General features: G+C 62.5%; 23 protein-coding genes and 1 tRNA gene. 8 read left to right on the top strand and 16 right to left on the bottom strand.

All coding sequences use genetic code 11. The annotated features are described in order from the left end of the window. Positions 1 to 105 precede the first annotated feature (105 nt). The 3 genes from AC07X9_RS08490 to AC07X9_RS08480 form a co-directional block, all read right to left on the bottom strand. Positions 106 to 1,134, bottom strand: coding sequence for a FecR family protein (locus tag AC07X9_RS08490; protein WP_017184227.1), 1,029 nt, complete (start codon positions 1,132 to 1,134; stop codon positions 106 to 108). Beyond that, on the bottom strand, positions 1,052 to 1,657 hold the full coding sequence (locus AC07X9_RS08485; RefSeq protein WP_017184226.1) for a sigma-70 family RNA polymerase sigma factor: 606 nt from the start codon (positions 1,655 to 1,657) through the stop codon (positions 1,052 to 1,054). Before AC07X9_RS08485 ends, AC07X9_RS08490 begins: the two co-directional genes overlap by 83 nt. A gap of 177 nt (positions 1,658 to 1,834) precedes the next feature. Next, on the bottom strand, positions 1,835 to 2,032 hold the full coding sequence (locus AC07X9_RS08480) for a hypothetical protein (RefSeq protein ID WP_017184225.1): 198 nt from the start codon (positions 2,030 to 2,032) through the stop codon (positions 1,835 to 1,837). A gap of 127 nt (positions 2,033 to 2,159) precedes the next feature. On the opposite strand from AC07X9_RS08480, the gene AC07X9_RS08475 reads away from it, so the two are divergent. From AC07X9_RS08475 to AC07X9_RS08450, 6 genes are all read left to right on the top strand, one after another. Next, positions 2,160 to 2,244, top strand: a tRNA-Leu gene (locus tag AC07X9_RS08475). A gap of 59 nt (positions 2,245 to 2,303) precedes the next feature. Continuing rightward, a complete protein-coding gene (tig, locus tag AC07X9_RS08470; protein WP_017184224.1) occupies positions 2,304 to 3,908 on the top strand; it encodes a trigger factor in 1,605 nt (534 codons plus the stop codon). A gap of 144 nt (positions 3,909 to 4,052) precedes the next feature. After that, positions 4,053 to 5,030, top strand: coding sequence for a glycosyltransferase family 2 protein (locus AC07X9_RS08465; protein WP_017184223.1), 978 nt, complete (start codon positions 4,053 to 4,055; stop codon positions 5,028 to 5,030). An 89-nt stretch (positions 5,031 to 5,119) separates the two neighbouring features. Further along, positions 5,120 to 5,755: an ATP-dependent Clp endopeptidase proteolytic subunit ClpP gene (clpP, locus tag AC07X9_RS08460; RefSeq protein WP_017184222.1), complete on the top strand. Its 636-nt coding sequence runs from the start codon at positions 5,120 to 5,122 to the stop codon at positions 5,753 to 5,755. Between the two features lie 140 nt (positions 5,756 to 5,895). Next, entirely contained in the window at positions 5,896 to 7,164 is a 1,269-nt protein-coding gene (gene clpX / locus AC07X9_RS08455) for an ATP-dependent Clp protease ATP-binding subunit ClpX (RefSeq protein WP_017184221.1), read from the top strand. Between the two features lie 369 nt (positions 7,165 to 7,533). After that, entirely contained in the window at positions 7,534 to 10,875 is a 3,342-nt protein-coding gene (locus AC07X9_RS08450; RefSeq protein WP_017184220.1) for a TonB-dependent receptor, read from the top strand. A gap of 52 nt (positions 10,876 to 10,927) precedes the next feature. On the opposite strand, the gene mtgA is transcribed toward AC07X9_RS08450, so the two are convergent. The 4 genes from mtgA to AC07X9_RS08430 form a co-directional block, all read right to left on the bottom strand. Next, complete coding sequence (gene mtgA / locus AC07X9_RS08445) at positions 10,928 to 11,623, bottom strand: monofunctional biosynthetic peptidoglycan transglycosylase (RefSeq protein WP_017184219.1); 696 nt, start codon at positions 11,621 to 11,623, stop codon at positions 10,928 to 10,930. A 32-nt stretch (positions 11,624 to 11,655) separates the two neighbouring features. Next, complete coding sequence (locus AC07X9_RS08440; protein ID WP_026002589.1) at positions 11,656 to 12,945, bottom strand: MFS transporter; 1,290 nt, start codon at positions 12,943 to 12,945, stop codon at positions 11,656 to 11,658. 151 nt (positions 12,946 to 13,096) lie between these two features. Then, a complete protein-coding gene (gene rpoH / locus AC07X9_RS08435) occupies positions 13,097 to 14,011 on the bottom strand; it encodes an RNA polymerase sigma factor RpoH (protein ID WP_017184217.1) in 915 nt (304 codons plus the stop codon). 77 nt (positions 14,012 to 14,088) lie between these two features. Then, positions 14,089 to 15,045, bottom strand: coding sequence for an RluA family pseudouridine synthase (locus AC07X9_RS08430; RefSeq protein ID WP_017184216.1), 957 nt, complete (start codon positions 15,043 to 15,045; stop codon positions 14,089 to 14,091). Positions 15,046 to 15,062: 17 nt separating this feature from the next. Between AC07X9_RS08430 and AC07X9_RS08425 the strand changes: the two genes are divergently transcribed. Continuing rightward, positions 15,063 to 15,464 (top strand): Mov34/MPN/PAD-1 family protein, encoded by a 402-nt coding sequence (locus tag AC07X9_RS08425; protein WP_017184215.1) that lies wholly within the window; start codon positions 15,063 to 15,065, stop codon positions 15,462 to 15,464. A 100-nt stretch (positions 15,465 to 15,564) separates the two neighbouring features. Next, positions 15,565 to 16,212, top strand: a complete 648-nt coding sequence (locus AC07X9_RS08420; protein WP_017184214.1) for a histidine phosphotransferase family protein — start codon at positions 15,565 to 15,567, stop codon at positions 16,210 to 16,212. A gap of 125 nt (positions 16,213 to 16,337) precedes the next feature. Here AC07X9_RS08420 and AC07X9_RS08415 read toward each other — a convergent pair whose 3' ends face one another. The 9 genes from AC07X9_RS08415 to tsaB form a co-directional block, all read right to left on the bottom strand. Continuing rightward, positions 16,338 to 17,282, bottom strand: coding sequence for a hemolysin family protein (locus tag AC07X9_RS08415; protein WP_017184213.1), 945 nt, complete (start codon positions 17,280 to 17,282; stop codon positions 16,338 to 16,340). Positions 17,283 to 17,290: 8 nt separating this feature from the next. Next, positions 17,291 to 17,806 carry an rRNA maturation RNase YbeY gene (gene ybeY, locus AC07X9_RS08410; RefSeq protein WP_017184212.1) on the bottom strand — a complete coding sequence of 172 codons (516 nt, stop codon included), beginning with the start codon at positions 17,804 to 17,806 and terminating at the stop codon, positions 17,291 to 17,293. 122 nt (positions 17,807 to 17,928) lie between these two features. Beyond that, positions 17,929 to 18,930, bottom strand: coding sequence for a PhoH family protein (locus AC07X9_RS08405; protein ID WP_017184211.1), 1,002 nt, complete (start codon positions 18,928 to 18,930; stop codon positions 17,929 to 17,931). A 101-nt stretch (positions 18,931 to 19,031) separates the two neighbouring features. Beyond that, positions 19,032 to 20,381, bottom strand: a complete 1,350-nt coding sequence (gene miaB, locus AC07X9_RS08400) for a tRNA (N6-isopentenyl adenosine(37)-C2)-methylthiotransferase MiaB (protein WP_026002588.1) — start codon at positions 20,379 to 20,381, stop codon at positions 19,032 to 19,034. A gap of 7 nt (positions 20,382 to 20,388) precedes the next feature. Next, positions 20,389 to 21,171: a lysophospholipid acyltransferase family protein gene (locus tag AC07X9_RS08395; protein WP_037515043.1), complete on the bottom strand. Its 783-nt coding sequence runs from the start codon at positions 21,169 to 21,171 to the stop codon at positions 20,389 to 20,391. A 4-nt stretch (positions 21,172 to 21,175) separates the two neighbouring features. Next, on the bottom strand, positions 21,176 to 21,598 hold the full coding sequence (locus tag AC07X9_RS08390) for a Fur family transcriptional regulator (protein WP_017184208.1): 423 nt from the start codon (positions 21,596 to 21,598) through the stop codon (positions 21,176 to 21,178). A gap of 123 nt (positions 21,599 to 21,721) precedes the next feature. After that, positions 21,722 to 22,150: a Ros/MucR family transcriptional regulator gene (locus AC07X9_RS08385; protein ID WP_017184207.1), complete on the bottom strand. Its 429-nt coding sequence runs from the start codon at positions 22,148 to 22,150 to the stop codon at positions 21,722 to 21,724. Positions 22,151 to 22,261: 111 nt separating this feature from the next. Continuing rightward, on the bottom strand, positions 22,262 to 22,741 hold the full coding sequence (rimI, locus tag AC07X9_RS08380) for a ribosomal protein S18-alanine N-acetyltransferase (protein WP_017184206.1): 480 nt from the start codon (positions 22,739 to 22,741) through the stop codon (positions 22,262 to 22,264). Further along, on the bottom strand, positions 22,738 to 23,367 hold the full coding sequence (gene tsaB / locus AC07X9_RS08375; RefSeq protein ID WP_017184205.1) for a tRNA (adenosine(37)-N6)-threonylcarbamoyltransferase complex dimerization subunit type 1 TsaB: 630 nt from the start codon (positions 23,365 to 23,367) through the stop codon (positions 22,738 to 22,740). The genes rimI and tsaB overlap by 4 nt, the downstream gene beginning before the upstream one ends. Positions 23,368 to 23,425: the final 58 nt, after the last annotated feature.

Raw genomic sequence — 23,425 nt, 5'->3', positions numbered from 1 at the left:
TTTCGAGCGAAGTCGAGAAACCTGCTCACCACGTTTCTCGACTTCGCTCGAAACGAACGGATCAAGATGTAGGCATCACGCTTCTACATTGGTCCGCCCTGCGCGTCACAAGCCGACCCCATTGTCCGCCATCGCCGGCTCTTCGTCGCGATAGAGCAGCATGACCGAGCCATCCTCGCCCGTGACCGCGCGGATGGGGAGGCTCAGTTGCAGGGCGGAGAGGAATTCGCGGCTGTCGCTGATGCGGAAGCGGCCGCCGATTCGCAGCGCCGACACCCGCGTATCGCCAATCAGGATCGGCGCGGTGCGGTAGCGGTTGAACTCGCCTGCCGCCTGCTCGATGGTTTCACCGTCCAGTTCGACCATCTGTTCGCGCCAGGCCGTGCGCTGGCCAACCAGCTTGGGGTCCAGCCGGGTGAGCGCGATGGTGCGCGGCTGGATCACCGCGCCGCTGCCTGCGCTGACGCGCTTTTGCACATTGTCGCCCGAATGGACGGTGACGGTGCCGTGGGTGACGGTGAGTTCGACGATCGAGGGACGCATCCGCACGTTGAAGGCGGTGCCGACCGCGCGGATGACCGCCGATCGTGCTTCAACGTCGAACGGGCGTTCGGCGTCACGGGCGACATCGAACGAAGCTTCGCCCTTCAGGATGCGCACTTTGCGGCCATTGTCGGTGAAGCGGACTTCGGCTTCGCTGTCGCTGTTGAGGTGCAGGGTCGATCCATCTTCCAGCGCGATGTCGCGGATCTGGCCGATGCCGGTCTGGAAACGCTCCACCCCGCTGAACGTGCGGACGGTGACGATGGCGGCGACGATGAAGAGCATGACCGCGACGGCGGCGGCGACCATGACGTTGCGCGACAGGCGGCGCTGCTGTTCTTCGCTGACGATCTGCGCCAGCGGGGGCAGGGTGACTTCGGCGGCGGCGCTTTTCAGTCGCTCGGCCGCTTCCCATGCTGCTTCGGCACGGGCGAACGCAACGGCGTGGCTGGGGTCAGCCTCTACCCATGCGCAAATTTCGGCTTCGTCCTGCGGGCTGGGATCGCTGTTAAGCCTGGCCAGCAGGCGCGCTGCTTCCGCTTCGATCGCGGCCCTGGTCCCGCAGCTTGATCCTGGCTCCGACCCCTGCACGTTCGAAATCCGTTTCCTCACGTTCTGCCCAGGCCCGCATAACTATCGCGATGGCTTTGGCCAGATGTTTTTCAACAGTAGAAACGGATAGGGACATCTCCTCCGCTATTTCCAGCATGGATTTTTCGTGGATGCGGCGAAGAATGAACACGCGACGGCACTGAGCAGGCAGCGACTCGACGATGACCTGCACCTGACGCAGCGCTTCGCGGGCGTTCAATTGCGCCTCGATCGTATTTTCGCCGCCCAGCAGTTCCAGGTCGGCCATGGTTTCGAAGCTGACCACCTTGTTACGGCGGGCGGTGTCGATGACGAGGTTGCGGGCGATGGTGAAGAGATAGGCGCGGCCTGTCGTCACATTTTCCCAATTTTCCGTCGCATAGGCGCGGGTCATGACTTCGGCGACCATGTCGTCCAGTTCATGGGTGGAGGGCAAAATGCGTCGCAAACGACCGCGCAGTGCTGCTTCCTGTGGCAGGATGACGGTTTTGAACCAATCCAGTTTTGCGCGAACCCTATGCACGTCGACCCCCTATTTTGTCAGCCGCGCCTCTCCGTCATTTCTATTTGTAACAATTCAATCATGCTTGCAGGGGTCTGTCCAGCGGCGGGGCCATCATATTTTAACGATCAACCAAAAAGGTTCCGCAAACTGACATAAAAATTGTGGATATGTTGGCCTATCGGCCGAAAATTGCGCTCAATCCGGCGGCACTTCGGCTGGCGCGCTGTCTGGCTGATCATAATCGGGACCGACCGGCACGATCTCGTCCGGCTCCGTGACCGGCAATTCCTGCGGAGTCGCAGGGGCGGGGGTTTCGGGTGGCGACTGCGGGTCGATAATGTCCGGCGGGGGCACGCCATCGGGGTTGGGCGTGGGGTCGGGCTGGGTGGCCATATCTGCTTCTCTCTGTTAAGGGGGCTGAGAGGTTACGCATGGGTCGTCGCCCCGGTTCCGCGACCCGACTCACTATCCCTTGCCCTTGCCCACGCTTTTCTCTATGCCGCGCCGACCGGCGACCGATGCGGGCGTGGCGAAATTGGTAGACGCGCCAGATTTAGGTTCTGGTATCGCAAGATGTGGGGGTTCGAGTCCCTTCGCCCGCACCAGTATGCCACCTGCGGCAGCGCCACCGAAATTCAGCTGAAGAAAGCGTTTGAGAGAAGAGATGCAGACTGTCGAGACGTTGAACGAAGGCCTTAAGCGCGCCTACACTGTCACCATCACGTCGAAGGATATCGACGCGCGAGTGGACAAGGAAGTGAAAGCCATGGCCCCGCAGGTGCGGATGCCCGGCTTCCGCCCCGGCAAGGTGCCCGCCAATCTCGTCAAGAAAATGCATGGCGAAGCGCTCCAGCGCGACGCGCTCAACAACAGCATTCAGGAAAGCATCCAGAAGCTGATCGCCGACCAGAAGCTGCGTCCCGCGATGCAGCCTTCGGTCGAGCTGGACGAAGGGTTCGAGTTCGGCAAGGACGCGGAAATCAAGGTCGCGCTCGAAGTGCTGCCCGACATCGCGGCGCCCAGCATCGAAGGCATCAAGCTGGAACGGCTGACCGTCGAAGTCGCCGACGCGCAGGTCGATGAGGCCGCGGGCCGCATCGCCACGCAGCAGGGCGCGCTGGAAGAAAAGGGCGACGATCATGTCGCGCAGGACGGCGACACGCTGGTCATCGACTTTCTGGGCAAGGTCGACGGCGAAGCCTTTGAAGGCGGCGCGGCCGAGGACATCAAGCTCAAGCTCGGCTCCGGCCAGTTCATCCCCGGCTTCGAGGAACAGCTGGGCGGCGTGAAGAAGGGCGAGGAAAAGGTCATCGAAGTGACCTTCCCTGAAGATTATGGCGCGGCGCACCTGGCCGGCAAGCTGGCGACCTTCGACATCAAGGTGAAGTCGATCCTGGACGGCGACAAGCCCAAGCTGGACGATGATTTCGCCAAGTCGCTGGGCCTGGAAGGGCTGGACCAGCTCAAGGATCTGCTCAAGGGCCAGATCGAGCAGGAACATAATGGCCTGACCCGCACCCATATGAAGCGCAAGCTGCTTGACCAGCTGGCGTCGGCCCATGACTTCGACGTGCCGCCGAGCATGGTCGAGGCCGAGTTCGAGCAGATCTGGCAGCAGCTTCAGCATGAAGCGAGCCATGAGGAAGATCCGGCCGCCGCGATCGCCGAAATGGAAGCCGAGAAGGAGGATTATCGCGCCATCGCCGTGCGCCGCGTTCGCCTCGGCCTGCTCCTCTCCGAAATCGGCCAGGCCAATGGCGTGACCGTCAGCGACCAGGAAATGAACCGCCTGATCATGCAGGCCGCGCAGCAGTACGGCCCGCAGGACCGTGAGCGTTTCGTGCAATATGTCCGTCAGGACCCGATGGCCGCAGCCCAGCTGCGCGCGCCGCTTTATGAGGACAAGGTCGTCGACTTCCTGTTCGACAAGGCCGAAGTCACCGACCGCGCCGTGACCAAGGAAGAGCTGGAAGCGGCGATCGAAGCCGAAGATGGCGACATCAAGCCCCACGTCCACGGCCCCGATTGCGGCCATGACCATGACGAAAAGCCCAAGGCGAAGAAGGCCGCGTCCAAGAAGGCCGCTGCCGAACCCGCCGCCGAAGCCGAAGCGGTAGCCGAGGAAGCCCCCGCCAAGCCGAAGAAGGCCGCCGCCAAGAAGGCAGCCCCTGCCGCGGCGGAAGCGGACGCGCCGGCCGCAGAGGCCGCTGCCGAGGAAAAGCCCAAGAAGAAGGCTGCTCCCAAGAAGGCCGCTGCCAAGGCTGAATAAGCCCGGCTGAAAAGCGATGGACAAGCGCCCGGCTTCCGACAGGAGGCGCGGGCGCTTTTCATTTCGCCTGCGCCATGGCAGAGGAAATATTAACCCTGTCGGTCCATGCCATCGGGCACGGAAGGCAGCAGGATGCGAAGGCCGATGAAGGAATATCCCGCCATGACCAGCGACAGCGCGCTGGCAGTCCCGCGCATCGCGGTCATCCTGCCCTGTTATAATGAAGCCGGCGCGATCGTGCAGACGGTGCAGGATTTCCGCCGCGCACTGCCCCATGCCGACATCTATGTGTTCGACAATAACAGCAGCGACGGCAGCCCCGAACTGGCGCGCGGCGCTGGCGCGATCGTCCGCCGCGTGACCCAGCAGGGCAAGGGTCATGTCGTGCGCCGCATGTTCGCCGATGTCGATGCCGACATCTATATCATGGCCGATGGCGACGCGACCTACGAGGCCGCTGCCGCCCCCGCGATGGTTGCCGCCATGCTCGACGATAATCTCGACATGGTCGTCGGTTGCCGCAAGTCGGAGGCGGAAGAGGCCTATCGCCCCGGCCATCGCCTGGGCAACTGGGCGCTGACCAGCCTGCTCAAACAATTGTTCGGGCGCAGTTTTACCGACATATTGTCGGGCTATCGCGTCTTTTCCCGCCGCTTCGTCAAAAGCTTTCCGGTGCTGTCGGCCGGGTTCGAGATCGAGACCGAGATCAGCGTTCATGCGCTCGAACTCGCCATGCCGGTCGCCGAAGTCGTCACCGCCTATGGCGCGCGGCCCGAAGGATCGGTCAGCAAGCTTTCCACCTATCGCGACGGCTTTCGCATCCTGCGCACCATCTTCACCCTCTATCGCATCGAGCGGCCGATCCTGTTCTTCGGCGTGATCGCTGCGTTCCTTGTCGCGCTGGGGCTGGGGCTGGCCGCGCCGCTGATCGTGACCTATATGCATACTGGCCTGGTGCCGCGTTTCCCGACCGCCATCCTGGTCACCGGCCTGATGATCCTTGCCACCCTGTCGGGCATGTGCGGGCTTATCCTCGACACGGTGGTGCGCGGGCGGCGGGAGGTGCGGCGGCTGTCCTATCTTGGTTTTCGCGCGCCGTCCGACTTCGCCCGGCGCGACTGAACCGGCTTCCTTCCTGCACGCCCCCCTTGAACCATTTGCCGTTTGTGCCGATGTAGGGGTGGGCAAAAGCACCTGACTGAAAGAGCACAATGACCAACATCATGCATGATCCCATGGCCGCGCTGGTTCCTATCGTTATCGAGCAGTCGAACCGTGGCGAGCGCAGCTTCGACATTTTTTCGCGCCTGTTGCGTGAGCGGATCATCTTCGTGACCGGCCAGGTCGAGGATCATATGGCCTCGCTGATCGTCGCCCAGTTGCTGTTCCTCGAATCGGAAAATCCGAAGAAGGACATCTGGATGTACATCAACTCGCCCGGCGGCGTGGTGACGGCGGGCATGGCGATCCACGACACGATGAAATATATCCGGCCACAGGTCGGCACGGTGTGCATCGGCCAGGCGGCGTCGATGGGCAGCTTCCTGCTGGCGGCCGGTGAACCGGGCAAGCGGATCGCGCTGGGCAATGCCCGCATCATGGTCCACCAGCCATCGGGCGGCGCGCAGGGCATGGCGAGCGACATCGAGATCCAGGCCAAGGAAATCCTGCGTATCCGCCGTCGCCTGAACGACCTGTATGTCCAATATACCGGCAGGTCGCTGGAAGAGATCGAGCGGGCGATGGACCGCGACACCTTCCTGGAGGCGGACGAGGCCAAGGCCTTCGGTCTGGTCGATGAAGTGTTCACCAGCCGGCCCGCGCTGCCCGAAGCGAGCGAGACTTAAAGCCCATCTTTACCGGGGCGCGCTACTTTCACCCCTTGTGAAACCGGCGCGCCACGGTCTAGGATGACTATGGACCAGATTACCCGCGCCGGAATGCGGTTTTGGTGATTGTTGAACCGGCAGGGAAGAAAGATTGGCGAATGACTAAGCTTACCGGCTCCGATTCCAAGAGCACGCTCTATTGCTCCTTCTGCGGCAAGTCGCAGCATGAAGTGCGCAAGCTGATCGCTGGGCCGACCGTGTTCATCTGCGATGAGTGCGTCGAGCTGTGCAACGACATCATCCGCGAGGAGACCAAGGGCGGTCTCGTCGGCAAGAAGGATGGCGGCGTACCGACCCCGCAGGAAATCTGCGATGTGCTGGACGATTATGTGATCGGCCAGAACCGGGCGAAGCGCGTACTGTCCGTCGCGGTCCATAACCATTACAAGCGGCTGAACCATGGCAGCAAGCCGGGCGAGGTCGAGCTGGCCAAGTCCAACATCCTGCTGGTCGGCCCGACCGGCTGCGGCAAGACGCTGCTGGCGCAGACGCTGGCCAAGACGTTCGACGTGCCCTTCACCATGGCCGATGCGACGACGCTGACCGAAGCGGGCTATGTCGGCGAGGATGTGGAAAACATCATCCTCAAGCTGCTTCAGGCGTCGGACTATAATGTCGAGAAGGCGCAGCGCGGCATCGTCTATATCGACGAGATCGACAAGATCAGCCGCAAGGCGGAAAACCCCTCCATCACCCGCGACGTATCCGGCGAGGGCGTGCAGCAGGCGTTGCTGAAGCTGATGGAAGGCACCACCGCTTCCGTCCCGCCGCAGGGCGGTCGCAAGCATCCGCAGCAGGAGTTTTTGCAGGTCGACACGACCAACATCCTGTTCATCTGCGGCGGCGCGTTCGCTGGTCTGGAAAAGATCATCGGCGATCGTCTGGAGGCCAAGTCGATCGGCTTTGGCGCCTATGTCGCTGCACCCGAAGAGCGCAAGACGGGCGAGCTGCTACGGCAGAGCGAACCGGAAGATTTGCTGAAATTCGGGCTGATCCCCGAATTTGTCGGTCGTCTGCCGGTCATCGCGACGCTGGAGGATCTGGACGTGTCGGCGCTGGTCAAGATTTTGGGCGAGCCGAAGAACGCGCTGGTCAAGCAATATGGCAAGCTGTTCGAGATGGAGAATGTCGACCTCAGCTTCACCGACGAAGCGCTGGTCGCGATCGCCAAGAAGGCGATCGAACGCAAGACCGGCGCGCGCGGGCTGCGCTCCATCCTCGAAGCGATCCTGCTCGACACCATGTTCGACCTGCCGTCCATGCAGGGCGTGGGCGAAGTGGTGGTCGACAAGGATGTCGTCGCGGGCAAGAAGGAACCGATTCGCGTATTCAGCGAAAACAGCAAGCGAGCCGAAGACGCCGCCTGATCGCAAGGCCAGGCCGGAGACAAAAATGGGGCTGACGGGTGACCGTCGGCCCCTTTTTGTTGGTCCGGTTCCACGCTGACACAAATATTCCTGCTGCGTTGCAAAATTGCACCACCGTCAAATAGTGGACAAAAACTCCTATAAAATGTAATTAAAACAATGGCTTGCGTGATGCGGGCGCCGTGCCTCTCGCGCCATCCTGCTCATCTGTTCGCACCTGTGACAGAGCATGTTGCACATTGTAACAAAAGTGCAGCCATAGCATCACAGGGGCGTCGCCAGAGGCCGTCACAGGCGGCTCCGGCTTCCCAGAAGCAGTATCAGGGACGCGCGCTTGTCGTGCGGTTCATCAAAAGGGATTTGGGTCAGATGAAGCATTTGAAAATCTTGCTGGCTGCGGGGGCTGCCTCGGTCAGCCTGTCGGCGGTAATGGTCGCACCTGTCCATGCACAGGAAACGACATCGACCGTGCGCGGCACCGTGACAGCTGATGGCGCGCCAGTCGCGAATGCGACAATCACCATCGTCCATATTCCTTCGGGCACCACCAGCACCGCGACGAGCACGGCTTCGGGCAGCTTCACGGCGTCCGGCCTGCGTATCGGCGGTCCTTTCACGGTGAAGGTCGCAGCCGACGGATACGAAAGCACGGAAGTCACCGACATTTTTACCGTGGCGGCGCAGGCCTATGACCTGCCGATTGCGCTGACGTCGACCGGTGGCACCATCATCGTGACCGCCTCCAGCGTGGTTGGCGCGGGGACCAAGGCGTCTGGACCCACCACCATTCTGACCGCGCAGGACATTGCCCAGGTCGCATCGGTCAATCGTGACATTCGCGACCTTATGCGTCGCGATCCGTTCGCGCGCCTCGACTATGCTGAAGGGTCCGGCCGCGCCGTGTCCTTTGCCGGTCAGAATGCCCGCTTCAACCGCTTCACTATCGATGGTGTTCCCGTCACCGACAATTTCGGTCTGAACCCCGATGGCCTGCCAACCCGTCGTTCGCCGGTGCCGCTGGACGCCATTGCCCAGTTCCAGACGCGCGTTGCGCCTTACGACGTGCGTGAAGGCAATTTCCAGGGCGGTACGATCAACGCTATTCTGAAGTCGGGAACCAACGAATTCCACGGCACTGGTTTCTATGCCTATTCGTCGGACAATCTGACCGGCAAAAAAACCAAGGCTGGTCCGGGCGTGCCCACTGGTCGGGTCACATTGCCGAATTTCAAATATGAAAATTATGGGGCCGAACTTTCCGGTCCGATCATCAAGGACAGGCTGTTCTTCATGATCGCAGGTGAGCGTATCCGTGCGGGCTTGCCAATCGCGGAAGGCACCGCGGGCGACAATGCCGGGACGGTCATTCCCAACATCACCGATGCGCAGGTCGCCCAGATTCAGGGCATCGCGCAGTCGCGCTACAATTATGACACCGGCGGCATCCTCAACAACTCCAACGACCGTGACGATCGTCTGGTGGCCCGTATCGACGCCAACCTGTCCGATACGCAACGCGCGTCCATTACGTACATGTACACCAAGGATTCGATCCAGTTTAACCAGAACACCTTTGCCACCGGTAACCCCGGTCTGGGACTGGAATCCAACGGTTATATTTCGTCGAACCAGTTGCATACCGGCGTGTTCCAGTTGAACTCGGAATGGAGCGACGAGTTCTCGACCGAAGTGCGCGGCTTCTACAAGGATTATAAGCGCGGCCAGGATCCGGTGATGGGTCGCGGTTTCGCCCAGTTCCAGGTTTGCACCGCGCCGACTTCGGATCGCACTGCGCCTGGCTCCGCAGGGTCCGGTGCATCAACTGCATGTCAGCCCGGCTTCGGTACGGTCAGCTTCGGTCCGGACGTATCCCGCCAGTCCAACGCGCTGACCAGCCGCACCTATGGCGGGATGGTGCAGGGGCGCCTGACCCGTGGCGATCATGATCTGCGCGTGTTCGGTGAATTTTCCGACACCAAGATTTTCAACCTGTTCCTGCAACGGACCGCAGGCGATTATTATTTCGACTCGATCGCCGATTTCGAGGCCGGCAATGCGCAGCGTATGCGCTACCAGAATGCCGTGCCCTCGCTTAACCCCGATGATGCGGCTGCGCGTTTCCGCTATCAGACCTACACTTTCGGCATCCAGGACACCTGGCGGATCAACGACATGCTGACGCTGGCCTATGGCGCGCGTTATGACTTGTATGGCGGCAATAGCCGTCCGGCGCTCAACCAGAATTTCGTTAATCGCTATGGTTTCACAAACACCGCTTATGTCGACGGTCGTGGTATCTTCCAGCCGCGCGTCGGCCTGAATTTCAAGCCGACCAGCGACCTGTCGATCCGTGCGGGCGGGGGCATCTTCTCCGGCGGTTCGCCTGACGTCTATGTCTCCAACAGCTTTTCGAACACCGGGTTCCTGTCCAACAGCATCGACGTGCGTCGTAACAATGATGGTTCGGTCACAGGCACGTCGCTGGCCAACGGCGACGCGATCCTGAACGGGGTCAACGGGACGACGATCCCGACCGCAGCCAACACGCTGGTGTCAAGTGCTGCTTCTTCGGCAACCGCGCCGGTCAACGCCCTGGATCACAAGTTCAAGATTCCGTCGCAATGGCGGGGCACGATTTCGGCAGACTGGACGCCGCGTGACACATTCCTGGGCAATGGCTGGAATTTCGGTGCGGATCTGTTCTATTCCGCTGTTCGCAATCAGGTGTTCTTCACCGATTTGCGTGTAGTGCCGACCGCTTCGCGGACCCCCGACGGTCGCATTCGTTACGCACCAGTCACGAGCTTTGCTGACACCAACAACGATCTGTTCCTTACCAACACAACGAAGGGGCGCAGCTACATCGCGGTTGCCCGGGTCGACAAGAGCTTTGATTTCGGGCTCGACCTTGGTTTCAGCTACACTTGGCAGGACGTGACCGATCAGGCGCCAGCCACATCGTCGACGGCATCATCCAACTATGCCAACGGCGCGTTCCTGGACGCGAACGGCGCCGCTGTCGGCACGTCGAATGACGAAGTGAAGCATAATTTCAAATATCGCCTCAACTTCAGCCATGCTTTCTTCGGCGATTACAAGACCAACTTTGCCCTGTTCGGCGAAACCCGCATCGGCCGCCCCTACAGCTATACGATGCAGGATGTCTCCAACGCACGTAGCGGGATATTCGGCACCACGGGTAGCAATTCGCGTTACCTTCTCTACGTGCCGACTGGTCCAAACGATCCGCTTGTGTCCTACGACAGTGCCGCGACGCAGAACTATCTGGAAGGGCTGATCACGACCACTGGTCTTGGCAAATTCCGAGGACAGATTGCACCGCGTAATGCCTTTAACGCCAAGTGGTTTACCAAGATCGATTTGCATATCGATCAGGAAGTCCCGACTGGTCTGGGCAATTCGCGTATCACCTTGTTCGCGGACATCGAGAATTTCACGAACTTCCTGAACAAGAAATGGGGTCAGCTTCGCGAATATTCTTTCCCCTACAATGTGATCGCGGTTCGCGCCCAGTGCCTGACGACGCCAGTTGCGACCGGAACGGCCCCAACCGGCGCGCAGGGAGCTACCAGCACCGCCCAAGCCTGTGCGCAGTATCGGTATAACGCGCCGACTGCGACGCCGACCGACACGATCTATTCGCGTCAGTCGCTCTACACCATTCGTGTGGGCGCTCGTTTTACCTTCTGATCGCAAAGATCATCGACAAAAGCGAAAGGGCGGGGCGCAATCCCCGCCCTTTTCATTTGAGGCAAGCATCCAGCCCGTCGCGCTGTACCACGCCGATCCGTGCGGCGATCGTGTTGCCGTAGCGGCGGGTGAAGCCGCTGGGGGCGATGGCGGCGCGGCGTTTGGGGAGGGGGAGGACGGCGGCGATCCGCGCCGCTTCTGCCCGGCTCAACCGGTCCGCGCCATGGCGAAAATAGCGGATGGCGCCCGCCTGCACACCATAGGTGCCGATGCCGGTTTCCGCGACGTTCAGATAGACTTCCATGATCCGCCGCTTGCCCCAGATCGCCTCGATCAACATGGTGAACCAGGCTTCGAACCCCTTGCGGACGAAGCCGCCGCCCTGCCACAGGAACACATTTTTCGCGGTCTGCTGGCTGATCGTGGATCCGCCGCGTACGCGGCCGCCGCTTGCGTTATGGATTGCCGCCTTGGCGATGGCGTCGACGTCGAAGCCGTGATGGGCGCAGAATTTGCCGTCCTCCGCCGCGATCGCCGCGCGCGCCATGTCCGGGTCAATCTCGTCCAGGCTCACCCAGTCCTTGGTGATGCCATTGGGATCGAGCAGCATCGTCATCGTCACTGGCGGGGGCACGAAGCGGTAGAGCGTCACCATCAGCAGCGAGAGGATGACGAAGCCGATCAGCAGTTTGAGCGGGATGCTGATCCAGCGGGAACGGCGGCGGGCAGAGGGGGTTTTGGCGGTCATGCCGCCAGCGTAACGCGCCCCGGCCTTGTGTTTCAAGCGCCCTGCAAGATGGCGGGGCGACCCCGGTTGATCATCAGCACCAGCCCCGCGCCGATCAGGCATAACAGCCCCGCCGCAACGAAGGCAGGCATATAGCTGTGCCAGACCGTGCGCGACAGGCCGCCCGCCATCGCTGCGCTGGCCGCACCGAGTTGATGGCCGGCAAAGATCCAGCCAAAGACGATGTTGGCGCGTTCCGGCCCGAAGCGCTGGGCGGTCAGCTTGACCGTGGGCGGCACGGTCGCGACCCAGTCCAGACCGTAAAAGACGGCGAACAGCGACAGGCTGTAGAGCGAGAAGTCGCTGAACGGCAGATAGAGCAGCGACGCGCCACGCAGGCCGTAATACCAGAAGAGCAGCCAGCGATTGTCGTATCGGTCCGACAGCCAGCCCGACGCCAGTGTGCCGCCGAAATCGAACAGCCCCATCATCGCCAGCATCGACGCCGCGCCGATCGCCGCCAATCCATAATCGCCGCACAGAGCGATGAAATGGGTCTGGACCAGACCGTTGGTGCTGGCACCGCAAATATAGAAGGAGAGGAAGAGGAACCAGAAGGTCGGCACTTTGGCCGCGTCGCGCAGAACGGTGATCGGTGTCATCAGCAACGCGCCAAAGCCGATCGTCTGGGCCGGCGGCGGCTGGATAGCGCTGTCGCCATAGGGTGGCAGGCCGAGATCGGACGGGCGATCGCGCATCAGCAGCAATACGACCAGCGCCGCCAGCAGGATCGCGCCGCACACCAGCAGCACGGCAGAGCGCCAGCCCAAAGTGTCTGTCATTCCGGCGAGCAGCGGCAGGAAAGCCAGTTGGCCAGTCGCCGTGCTGGCGGACAGCAGCCCCATGACAAGCCCGCGCCGGTCCGAAAACCAGCGGGTGGCGACGGTTGCGCCCAGCACCATGGCGGTGAGGCCAGTGCCCAGCCCGATCACCACGCCCCATAGCAGCACCAATTGCCAAAGCTGGCTCATGCCCAGCGACAGCAGCAGGCCGATCGTGACGATGCCGAGCGAAATCAGCATCATCCGGCGCACGCCGAAGCGGTTCATGAAAGCAGCGGCAAAGGGGCCGATCAGGCCGAACAGCAGGAAGCGGATGGCCAGCGCAGCGGAAATGTCGGCGGCGGTCCACCCAAATTCGCGTTGCAGCGGCACGATGAACACGCCGGGCGCGCCGACCGCGCCTGCGACCACGAGCATGGTGAGGAAGGTGGCGGCTAGGACGACCCAGCCATAATGGATTTTGCCGGTCGCCAGACGCCGGGCCAATGCAGTCGACATCAAGCTACATCCCCTTCGCGCGTCAGCCGGATCACCGCCATATGACCGACGTGCAAGGGGCCAACAAGACGCCAGTTGCGGTCCGATGGACCCTGGGCAACAGAAAAGGCTCCGAATCGCTTCGAAGCCTTTTCCGGTTAGCCTGTATCTGGCGTCAGGCGGCGGCGAAGCGCGCCATGTGGCTGAGCTTGTCACCGGCAATGCGCATCATCGCCTTTTGCAGCTTTTCAAAGGCGCGCACCTCGATCTGGCGGACGCGCTCGCGCGATACCCCATAGACCTGACTCAGTTCCTCCAGCGTCTTGGGTTCTTCGGCCAGACGCCGTTCGGCCAGGATGTGCTTTTCGCGATCGTTGAGGTCCGTCATCGCCTCGACCAGCATTTCGTGGCGCTGAGTGCGTTCCTGCTCCTCGGCCACGCGCTCGTCCTGCAACGGATCGGTATCCTGCAACCAATCCTGCCACTGGCCGTCGCCATCCTCCCGCATGGGGACGTTGAGCGACGTATCGCCACCCATCGCCATGCGGCGGTTCATCGACACGACATCCTGCTCGGACACGCCCAGATCGGTCGCGATCTTGGTCACATCTTCCGGCTTCAGATCGCCATCCTCGAACGCTTCGATATTGTTCTTCATCCGGCGAAGGTTGAAAAACAGCTTCTTCTGCGATGCGGTGGTGCCCATTTTCACAAGCGACCAGCTGCGCAGGATGAATTCCTGGATCGAGGCGCGAATCCACCACATGGCGTAGGTCGCCAGGCGGAAGCCGCGGTCAGCCTCAAACTTCTTCACGCCCTGCATCAGGCCGATATTGCCTTCGGAGATCAGTTCGCTGACCGGCAGGCCATAGCCGCGATAACCCATCGCGATCTTCGCCACGAGGCGCAGATGCGAGGTCACCAGCTGGGCCGCAGCCTCAGGGTCCTGATGCTCCTCATACCGTTTGGCGAGCATATATTCCTGCTCAGGGGTCAGAAGCGGAAATTTGCGGATTTCCGACAGATAGCGGTTGAGGCTGGCTTCACCGCCCAGCGCCGGAACCGCGGGGACATTGCTCGTCTTGGCCATGTCGCTTCACCTTTCCCTTTCATGCGCGGTCGGACCCAGAAGAGGCGTCACAAAGACCGTCGCAAACTTGTTCATCTCTATACGTGGAGCAGGCTTAACAGTTCCTGCATATCGGCAGGGAGTGCACTTTGGAACATAAGCCGTTCGTCCGTTACCGGATGTATGAACCCCAGGCTTTTTGCGTGCAATGCCTGCCTTTTGAAACCCAGCGTTTCCAGTATTGATTTGAAACCTTTTCTTTCTCTACCGTAAACCGGATCACCGATCAAGGGGTGTCCGATATGGTGCATATGGACGCGGACCTGATGGGTGCGGCCGGTTTCCAGCCGACATTCCACCATGGCCGCGTCGCGTAGCCGTTCCACCGTGCGATAATGGGTGACGGCATGTTTGCCGCGCCCTTCGCGATGAACCGCCATCTTCTTTCGATCAGCGTCCGAACGACCGAGCCAGGCATCGACCGTGCCGGTGCCGGGCAGGGGATGGCCATAGACGATCGCGGCATAGAGTCGCTGGATGCTGTGATCCTTGAACTGGCGCGCCAGCCCGTCATGCGCCTTGTCCGATTTGGCGACGACCAGCAGGCCGGACGTATCCTTGTCGATGCGGTGGACGATGCCGGGCCGGGCGACGCCGCCAATGCCCGACAACTGACCCTGGCAATGATGCAGCAGCGCATTGACCAGCGTGCCGTCCAGATTGCCCGCGGCGGGATGGACGACCAGCCCGGCGGGCTTGTCCACGACGATCAGGTCCGCATCCTCATGCACGATGTGGAGCGGAATATCCTGCGCCTGCGTTTCCAGCGCTACGGGCGCGGGCAGGGTGATGGCGAAAGACTGGCCGGTCGCGACCTTGATGGTGGTGCCGATCTTGATCGGCTGGCCGGTCGAGCGGACATGGCCGTCGTTGATCAGCGCCTTCAACCGTTCGCGCGACAGGTCGGGCAGCAGGTCGGCCAGCGCCCGGTCGAGCCGCATCCCGTCCTGCGCCTGCGCGATTGTCGCTTCGATGATGGAAACCCCCGAACCCATTGGGTAGGGATGTAGGCATGGCGATTGCAATATCAAGGACGCTGCTGGACCAGATTCAGTCGATTGCGGCGGCGGACCGGGCGGAGGTGTGCGGCCTGTTGTTCGGCACGGCGGAGCGAATCGCGGCCATCGCGCCCGCCGCCAATGTCGCGCCGGACCCCGCGCGCCATTTCGAGCTGGACCCGGCGGCGCTGATCGCTGCGCACCGGGCGGCGCGGGCGGGCGGGCCACCGATCATCGGTCATTATCATTCGCATCCGTCCGGCGTGGCGGTGCCATCGGCGACAGATACGGCCTGCGCCGCGCCCGATGGCAGCCTGTGGCTGATCGTCGCGGCGGGCGAGGCGCGGCTCTGGGTGGCGCAGGGGGATGGCGCGGGTGGCGTGTGCTTCGCCCCGACGACGTTGCAGGTCGTATGAGCGAAAGGGCGCGCGGCGGGGTTGCATCGCCCGGCGCAGCAGCGCATTAGCCAGTCAGGCCATCCTTAGTTTCCACAAAATCGGCGGTGCAGACCCTGACATGACCCACCCCATCGACAGCATCGAATTTGCCAGCCTTCTGTGTTCGCGCTTGTGCCACGACCTGTTGAGTCCGGTTGGCGCGCTGAATAACGGGCTGGAACTGATGGCGGACGAAACCGACCCGGACATGCGTCAGCGCTGCCTGGACCTGCTGGCCGACAGTGCCCGCACATCCGCCAACAAGCTCAAATTCTTCCGCCTGGCATTCGGTTCGGCCGGGGGCTTTGGCGACGCAGTGCCGCCGCATGAGGCGCGGGTTGCGATCGAGGGGATGTTCGCGGGGACGGGCCGGGTCAAGATCGGCTGGATGGTTGAGGAGCAGATGCTGGGCAAGCTGCCGGTCAAGGTGCTGCTGAACCTGGCGCTGATCGTCGGCGACGCGCTGGTGCGGGGCGGGCAGCTGGATATTGGCGCGGAAAAGCGGCCCGGCGTGACAGAGATTGTCGTGCGGGGCGAAGGGCCAAAGGTCGTGCTGGACCCCGATCTGCGCGCGGCGCTGGCGGGGACGCTGCCCGCCGAAGGGCTGGCTTCGCGCACGGCGGCGGCATGGATGGTACGGCAGTTGGTGACCAATGCAGGCGGCGAGATCGCGCTGTCGCCTGCAGGCGAGCCTATGCTGCTGTTTGGTGCGTCCATTCCGGAGTGAGAGAGGGGGCGGGCCTGCTGAAGTTCGGTTCGCCCTGAGCGTGTCGAACGGCTGTAGTGCCCCGAAGAAAAGGACAAGGCTTCGACAGGCTCAGCCCGAACGGATTTTGAGTTCTCGGATGCGCCTCAATCCTCATCGTCCATAAGCGCTTCCACCGGGGGGTGCAGGCGCAGGCGGCTTACGCGGCGGCCATCGCTGGCCAATATTTCCAGTTTCCAGCCGCTCTGTTCATGGTCGAGTATCTCGCCCGGTTCCGGCACCCGGCCAGCGATGATGAAAGCGAGGCCGCCCAGCGTGTCGACATCCTCGTCAATGTCGCCCAGCTTCTCGTCAATCTCTTCGGCGACATCGTCCAGTTCGGCGCGCGCGTCTGCTTCCCACAGGCCGCCGGGCAGCGGCACCAGCATCACTTCGGGGGCGTCGTCATGCTCATCCTCGACATCGCCGACGATTTCCTCGACCAGATCCTCGAACGTCAGCAGCCCTTCGGTGCCCGAATATTCGTCCAGCACGATGGCGAGATGGGTCCGCTTGGCACGCATTTCGGCCAGCAGGTCGAGCGCGCCCATGCTTTCGGGGACATAGAGCGGCTGGCGGATCAGCGGGGCCAGCGTGTCGGGGACGGGGGATTTGCCCGCCAGGATCGCGAAAGCATCGCGGATGTGGACCATGCCGACGATGGTGTCGAGCGTGTCGCGATAGACCGGGATGCGGCTATGGCCCGCTTCGGCAAACAGCGCGGCAAGATCGGCGAAACTGGCCTTCTCCTCGATCGCGATGATGTCGGCGCGCGGTACGGCGACGTCATCCACGGTATGTTCGGAAAAATGAAGCAGGTTGCGGACCATCTGGCGCTCGATCGCCGACAGGTCGCCCTTGGCGGGCGCAGCCGCGCCTTCGTCCTGCTCCTCCTCGTCATATTCGTCGAGCGCTTCCTCCAGTTCCTGCCGCAGCGTCGTGGATTCGTTATCGCCGAACAGAAGCGACTTTATGCCGCTCCATAAACCGCCTTCATTACTACTGTCCGATTCCTTGGAACCGTTGCCGTCCTTTGGGCTGCCCTCAGCCATAGTTCGTCCTACACCCCTGATAGAATATTATCCCCGTAGGGATCCGAAAGCCCAAGACTGGCCAGCGCCGCGACTTCCAGCGCTTCCATGACTTCGGCTTCATTGTCGTCCATATGATCATATCCAAGCAAATGAAAAGTCCCGTGGATAATCAAATGCGCAGCATGATCGGCAATGGAGATGCCCCGGTCGGCTGCTTCGGCGGCGCAAACCCCCTCCGCCAGCACGATGTCGCCCAGCAATATCTCGCCATCGTCCGTATTGGCGGTGCCTTCCAGCAGGTCGGCCTGCACCATCGGGAAGGACAGGACGTTGGTCGGCTTGTCCTTGTCGCGATAGGCGCGGTTGAGTTCATGGACTTCTTCATCCGTCGTCAGCTTGACCGCGACTTCGTAGGTCGCCGCATCAGTGGCGAAGGCGGCAAAGGGGCTGTGGGCGATGGCCGCAGACACGGCGCGCTGGGCAAGCATTTCCCAGTCCGTATCGGGCCAGCCAGTGTCATGGAGGACGGCGACGTCAATCATGGAACGAACTTTCCTCCGTTCGGGCTGAGCGAAGTCGAAGCCTTTGCCAGAGCGGAGCGAAGGCACCTCGCTCCGCTCGGTTGGGCACTTCGACTTCGCTCAGTGCGAACGGATTTTTTTGCTTACGCATCCGGCCCCTCATAAGCCTGCACGATCCGCCCGACGACCGGATGACGCACGACATCGCCGATGCCGAAGGGCACCATCGCGATGCCCTCCACCCCGTCCAGTCGCGCGACGGCATCGGCCAGGCCCGAAGCCCCCGGCAGCGGCAGATCGACCTGGCGGGGATCGCCGCAAATGACCATGCGGCTGCCTTCGCCAAAGCGGGTGAGGAACATCTTCATCTGGGCGATCGTGGTATTCTGCGCCTCGTCCAGCACGATGAAGGCGTTGGCCAGCGTTCGCCCGCGCATGAAGGCCAGCGGGGCGATCTCAATCTCTCCGCTGGCGATGCGCCGCTCGACCTGTTCGGCGGGCAGCGTGTCGTAGAGCGCGTCGTAGATCGGGCGGAGATAGGGGTCTACCTTCTCCTTCATGTCGCCGGGCAGGAAGCCCAGCCGCTCGCCCGCCTCGACCGCGGGGCGCGAGAGGATCAGCTTGTCGACCGTTCCGGTGATGAGCTGGCTGACCGCCTGCGCCACCGCCAGATAGGTCTTGCCCGTTCCTGCCGGCCCCAGGGCGAAGATGATGTCGTTCCGGTTCATCGCCTCCATATAGGTGACCTGCGTGGCGGATCGGGGGACGATGGTTTTCTTGCGCGTGCGGATCATCACCGTGGGCGGTTCGGCCACGTCATGGCGGATGATGCCGTCCAGCGTGGGTTCCGACGACATGGCGATCACGGCTTCCACCGCGCCCGTATCAATCTGTTGCCCGGCGACGATGCGGTTATAGAGGCCGGTCATGACGTCGCGCGCGCGGGCGGCGGCTTCCGCCTCGCCCTCGATCTGCAACTTGTTGCCGCGCGCAGCGATATAGACGCCCAGCCGATTTTCGATGGCGACCAGATTCTGGTCATATTGCCCGAACAGGGTGCCCAGCAGATGCGGCTTTTCGAACGTGACTTCGAGCCGCGCGCGTTCGGCGATGTCGGTGCGGGGTTGATGCGGTTTCTTGCCCATTCAAAAGCCTCCCTTGCCTGTCATGCATCTCGTTAGGATCGGCCAGAGCCGCAGATCGAAGAGATGGCGTCCCGCTGTTGCGGGAATGACGAGGCTTTGGTTCAAGCGGCTTTCCTCCTGCCAATTTCGCCGGCCAGACTATTGGGACCGGCGCTGATGATGTCGACCTCTATCATATCGCCGATCGCCTGGTCGGGGGCGGTGACGTGAACGGATTGCAGCCAGGGCGTCTTGCCGATCAATTGACCGGGATAGCGGCCCGCGCGTTCCAGCAATATGGTGGTGCGGCGTCCGACCGTGGCGGCGTTGAAGCCGACCTGATGGCGATTGATCGCCGCCTGTAGCCGCACGAGCCGATCGTCCATGACGTCGGCGGGTATTTGCCCGTCCATGTCGGCTGCTGGCGTGCCGGGGCGGGGGCTATATTTGAACGAATAGCATTGCGCATAGCCCACGGCGTCGACGATGCGCAGCGTGTCGGCAAATTCCTCCTCGGTCTCTCCGGGGAAGCCGACGATGAAGTCACCGGACAGGGCAATGTCCGGGCGCGCCGCGCGGACGCGATCGATCAGGCGCAGATAGCCCTCGACGCTATGGCTGCGGTTCATCGCCTTGAGGATGCGGTCATTGCCCGATTGCACCGGCAGATGGAGGAAGGGCATCAGCTTGTCGACGTCGCCATGGGCGGCGATCAGCCCGTCGCTCATGTCGTTGGGATGGCTGGTCGTATAGCGGATACGCTTGAGCGCATCGATCTTCGCCAGTTCCCGGACCAGACCGTCCATACCCTGTGCCCGGCCCTTGTCATCCTCGCCGGTCCAGGCGTTCACATTCTGGCCCAGCAGCGTGATTTCCTTCACCCCGCCATCCACCAGCGCCTTCGCCTCGTCGAGGATCGTGCCCCATGACCGGCTGATTTCCGCGCCGCGCGTATAGGGGACGACGCAATAGGTGCAGAATTTGTCGCACCCTTCCATGATCGTCAGAAAGGCGGTGGGCCGCGCCTGCTTGGTGCGGGCGGGCAGGGCGCCGAATTTCGATTCCGCCGGCATGTCGGTATCGACCGCCGCTTCGCCGCGACCCGCCTTTGCGATGAGGTCCGGCAGGCGGTGATAGGCCTGCGGGCCGACGACGATGTCCACCGTTCGGGCGCGGCGGCTGATTTCGCCGCCCTCGGCCTGCGCGACGCAGCCAGCGACCGCGATCATCGGGCGGCTGCCATCCTCGCGCGTCATCCGGCCAATGTCGGAATAGACCTTGTCCACTGCCTTTTCGCGGATGTGGCAGGTGTTGAGGATCACCAGATCGGCGTCATTCCCGTCCGCAGCGGCGGTCATGCCCCGCTCGCCCAGCATCTCGGCCATGCGTTCGCCATCATAGACGTTCATCTGGCAGCCGAAGGATTTTACGTGGAAGGTGGCTGGAGTCTTGGGCGGTAGGGGACGATTCATGGCCCAGCTATACAGGCGGCAGGGGGGTAGCGGAAGGCCGATGCTGCGATGCGGCGCTATCGGACGCATTTTGCGCGATGCTGGCGGCGATCGCGCCGCGTGCCGTTGCCGCTATGACCTTGCGATCGGCGCAATCGGCGGGGTCGAACGGCGGCAGAAAGCGCAGCGTCACGTCCAGCCGCCCCTTGCGCCCCAAAACGCGCCATGCGTTGGCGCCCGCCGGTTCGTCGCCATGCCAGGCGATGGCGGATGTCGCCGCGCCATAGTCGATATGCACCGGCTGGATCAGCACCGCGCGCGGCGGCGGCAGCAGCACGGCCAGAAGCGATGGCTTGAACGGCAGCAGCCCGCTGCCGTCGCTGGTCGTGCCTTCGGGAAATAGCGCGACCGGCTGATGCCCCAGCATGGCGGCGCGCAGCGCGTCGATCTGGCCCGACAGCGCGCCGCGCCGCTCACGGGCGACGAACAATGTGTTGTTCTGCGCCGCGAGCCAGCCGACGACCGGCCAGCGGGCAATGCCGTCATGCGCGACAAAGGCCGCGCCGGTGGCGCCGCCCATGGCCAATATGTCGATCCAGCTGACATGGTTGGCCAGCAGGAACATGTCGCCGCCATGCGGCTGTCCCGCGATCCGCACCCGCACGCCGACGGCGCGCGCGGCCATCGCCAGGAAACGGCGCGGCCAGGGCGACGGGCGACGAAGGACGCGCCAGAGCAGGTGGGGAGGCAGGCACAGCAGCAGGCTGGCAATCAGCGCGGCTATGCGCGACCAGCGACGAAGCGGCGGCAGCGCGTCAGTTCTTCCGGTCGAGGGCGACGCCGTACAATTCCATGCGATGATCGACCAGCCGGAAGCCCAGCTTTTCCGCGATCTGCTTTTGCAACTGTTCCAGTTCGGGGTCGACAAATTCGATCACATTGCCGGTTTCGACATCGATCAGATGATCGTGATGCGATTCGGGCGCAGCTTCGTAACGGGCGCGGCCATCGCCGAAATCATGGCGTTCCAGAATGCCGGCCTCTTCGAACAGGCGGACCGTGCGATAGACGGTGGCGATCGAGATGCCTGGGTCGATCGCAGCGGATCGCTTGTGCAATTCCTCGACATCGGGATGGTCGGTCGCATCACTCAGCACCTGGGCGATCACCCGGCGCTGTTCGGTGATGCGCAGCCCCTTTTCGTGACACAGGGCTTCGACGTCGATCTTGCGGTTCATGGAGTCTCGCTGGCTTTAGAGGTGCGGACAGTCAGACGAAGCCTAGCGGCTTTTCCTGTCGCGTAAAGGGGCACATGGCTGCATGCGCCCCTTTACACAAGACCGTTCCGTCAGCCGGGCGGATTACTTTGCGGCGCTGCCGCTACGGCGGCGCTTGGTGCCCAGGCCGATTTTCTTGGCCAGCGAGCGGCGCTGTTCGGCATAGTTGGGGGCGACCATCGGATAGTCGGCGGGCAGGCCCCATTTTGCGCGATAGTCTTCGGGCGTCATCTGATAATGGGTCATCAGGTGGCGCTTGAGCATCTTGAGCTTCTTGCCATCTTCCAGACAGATGATGAAGTCCGGCTTGATCGACGAACGGACCGAAACCGCAGGTTCGGGCTTGACGTCCGGCACGGCAGTCGGTTCGCTCAGGCCCGACAAGGCAGCGTGGACATTCTGGATCAGAGCAGCAACGTCAGATACAGACACGCTGTTATTGGAGACATGCGCGGCGACAATGTCCGATGTCAAAGTAATGAGCAGTTCGCTCTGTGCGGATTCTATTTCCATTGTCCTGTATCCTGTAAGGCTATTGTTGCGCGACCCGTCCTACGAGATTCATTTCAGGAACGGTACGTGTTCGCTAAACCTTGCCGGATAATTTCGCAAGAGCATTTGGCATCAAGCAAGCATGTCGATGCGAAAACTTAGAGCATCATAAAGTTGTCCATCATTGCCGCGATAGTAACCGGGGCGGCGATGCACGTATTCAAAGCCTGTTTTCTCATAGAGATGCACGGCGTTGTTGCTGGCGCGCACTTCCAGGTTCATGGATGTAATGCCTCTGCGACGCGCAGTGCGCAAACTGTCGCGCAGCAACGCTTCGCCAATGCCCCGTCCACGCCAGGCGGGGTCGACCGCCAGCAGCAGCAATTCGCATTCGTCGAGCACGGATCGCACCAGCGCAAAGCCCAGCGCCGCCGCGTCCACGCGCGCGATCGTCAGCCAGGTGCCGGGCATCATCATGACGCCGGCCAGTTGCGGCAATGTCCATGCCTCACCAAAAACCGGATCGAAGGCGGCCTCCATCACCGTCATCGCATCGGCCATCGCGTTGCGCTCGCTCTGGTCGTAGGTATCGAGGACAAGACCCGGCATCATGACGCGGCGCGCTCCGCCATGGTCTGCGCGTCGGCGCCCCGGCCATAAATGGGCGTTGCGGGCAGGGCGGGCTGGGCGGCGATCAGGCCATAGTCCGCTGCGTCGGGATAGAGATTGACCGCGGCGCCATGGCCGCGCGCGGTCACCAATGCTTCCGCCCCGGTGCCGTAGAGCGTGTCGATGTCGAGCTGCGTCGCCAGGGCGGCGATGGGGGTCGAGGCGACCGGGCTGGTCGCGTTCAGCCCGTCGGCGGTGAAGCATTGCCAGAATAGTTCGCCATGGCCGCCAGTGATGGTGACCGCGATCGGTCCGTCGCCAGCATGGAGTTGCGCCGCTTGCGCCGCGATCAGCGACGGCGCGCTATATCCGCGTAGTGGCAGTTGCCAAGCCAGCGCCAGCGCGCGGGCAGCGGCGATGCCGATGCGAACCCCGGTAAAGCTGCCGGGGCCGACATTGACGGCGATGGCATCCGCGCGACCACCGCCGGGCAGGGCGGCGATGGCGGGCAGCAGGGCTTCGGCATGGCCGCGCCCGACAATTTCATGGAAGCGCGCAACGGGCGCCCCATCTTCCAGCAGCGCGACGGACAAAGCCTGTGTCGCGGTGTCGATCACCAGCAGGCGCAAACCTTACCCCCCTCAACCTTCCTTCTTGCGGTTAGTCGATCTGTCGCGATTTGCCAAA

This window comes from Sphingobium sp. GW456-12-10-14-TSB1, from assembly GCF_059424385.1.
The sequence above is the reverse complement of the archived record's forward strand: the minus strand, read 5'-3'. Positions and strand labels throughout refer to the sequence as shown.

Excerpts from the sequence above, each read along its gene's own strand:
- rimI (WP_017184206.1), bottom strand. The coding sequence starts at position 22,741 with ATGATGCCGGGTCTTGTCCTCGATACCTACGACCAGAGCGAGCGCAAC.
- clpP (WP_017184222.1), top strand. The coding sequence starts at position 5,120 with ATGACCAACATCATGCATGATCCCATGGCCGCGCTGGTTCCTATCGTT.
- AC07X9_RS08405 (WP_017184211.1), bottom strand. The coding sequence starts at position 18,930 with ATGGGCAAGAAACCGCATCAACCCCGCACCGACATCGCCGAACGCGCG.
- rpoH (WP_017184217.1), bottom strand. The coding sequence starts at position 14,011 with ATGGCCAAGACGAGCAATGTCCCCGCGGTTCCGGCGCTGGGCGGTGAA.
- AC07X9_RS08415 (WP_017184213.1), bottom strand. The coding sequence starts at position 17,282 with ATGGCTGAGGGCAGCCCAAAGGACGGCAACGGTTCCAAGGAATCGGAC.
- ybeY (WP_017184212.1), bottom strand. The coding sequence starts at position 17,806 with ATGATTGACGTCGCCGTCCTCCATGACACTGGCTGGCCCGATACGGAC.
- AC07X9_RS08465 (WP_017184223.1), top strand. The coding sequence starts at position 4,053 with ATGAAGGAATATCCCGCCATGACCAGCGACAGCGCGCTGGCAGTCCCG.
- AC07X9_RS08425 (WP_017184215.1), top strand. The coding sequence starts at position 15,063 with ATGGCGATTGCAATATCAAGGACGCTGCTGGACCAGATTCAGTCGATT.
- clpX (WP_017184221.1), top strand. The coding sequence starts at position 5,896 with ATGACTAAGCTTACCGGCTCCGATTCCAAGAGCACGCTCTATTGCTCC.
- AC07X9_RS08450 (WP_017184220.1), top strand. The coding sequence starts at position 7,534 with ATGAAGCATTTGAAAATCTTGCTGGCTGCGGGGGCTGCCTCGGTCAGC.
- AC07X9_RS08390 (WP_017184208.1), bottom strand. The coding sequence starts at position 21,598 with ATGAACCGCAAGATCGACGTCGAAGCCCTGTGTCACGAAAAGGGGCTG.
- AC07X9_RS08430 (WP_017184216.1), bottom strand. The coding sequence starts at position 15,045 with ATGGGTTCGGGGGTTTCCATCATCGAAGCGACAATCGCGCAGGCGCAG.
- AC07X9_RS08420 (WP_017184214.1), top strand. The coding sequence starts at position 15,565 with ATGACCCACCCCATCGACAGCATCGAATTTGCCAGCCTTCTGTGTTCG.
- mtgA (WP_017184219.1), bottom strand. The coding sequence starts at position 11,623 with ATGACCGCCAAAACCCCCTCTGCCCGCCGCCGTTCCCGCTGGATCAGC.
- AC07X9_RS08385 (WP_017184207.1), bottom strand. The coding sequence starts at position 22,150 with ATGGAAATAGAATCCGCACAGAGCGAACTGCTCATTACTTTGACATCG.
- tig (WP_017184224.1), top strand. The coding sequence starts at position 2,304 with ATGCAGACTGTCGAGACGTTGAACGAAGGCCTTAAGCGCGCCTACACT.
- AC07X9_RS08480 (WP_017184225.1), bottom strand. The coding sequence starts at position 2,032 with ATGGCCACCCAGCCCGACCCCACGCCCAACCCCGATGGCGTGCCCCCG.
- miaB (WP_026002588.1), bottom strand. The coding sequence starts at position 20,381 with ATGAATCGTCCCCTACCGCCCAAGACTCCAGCCACCTTCCACGTAAAA.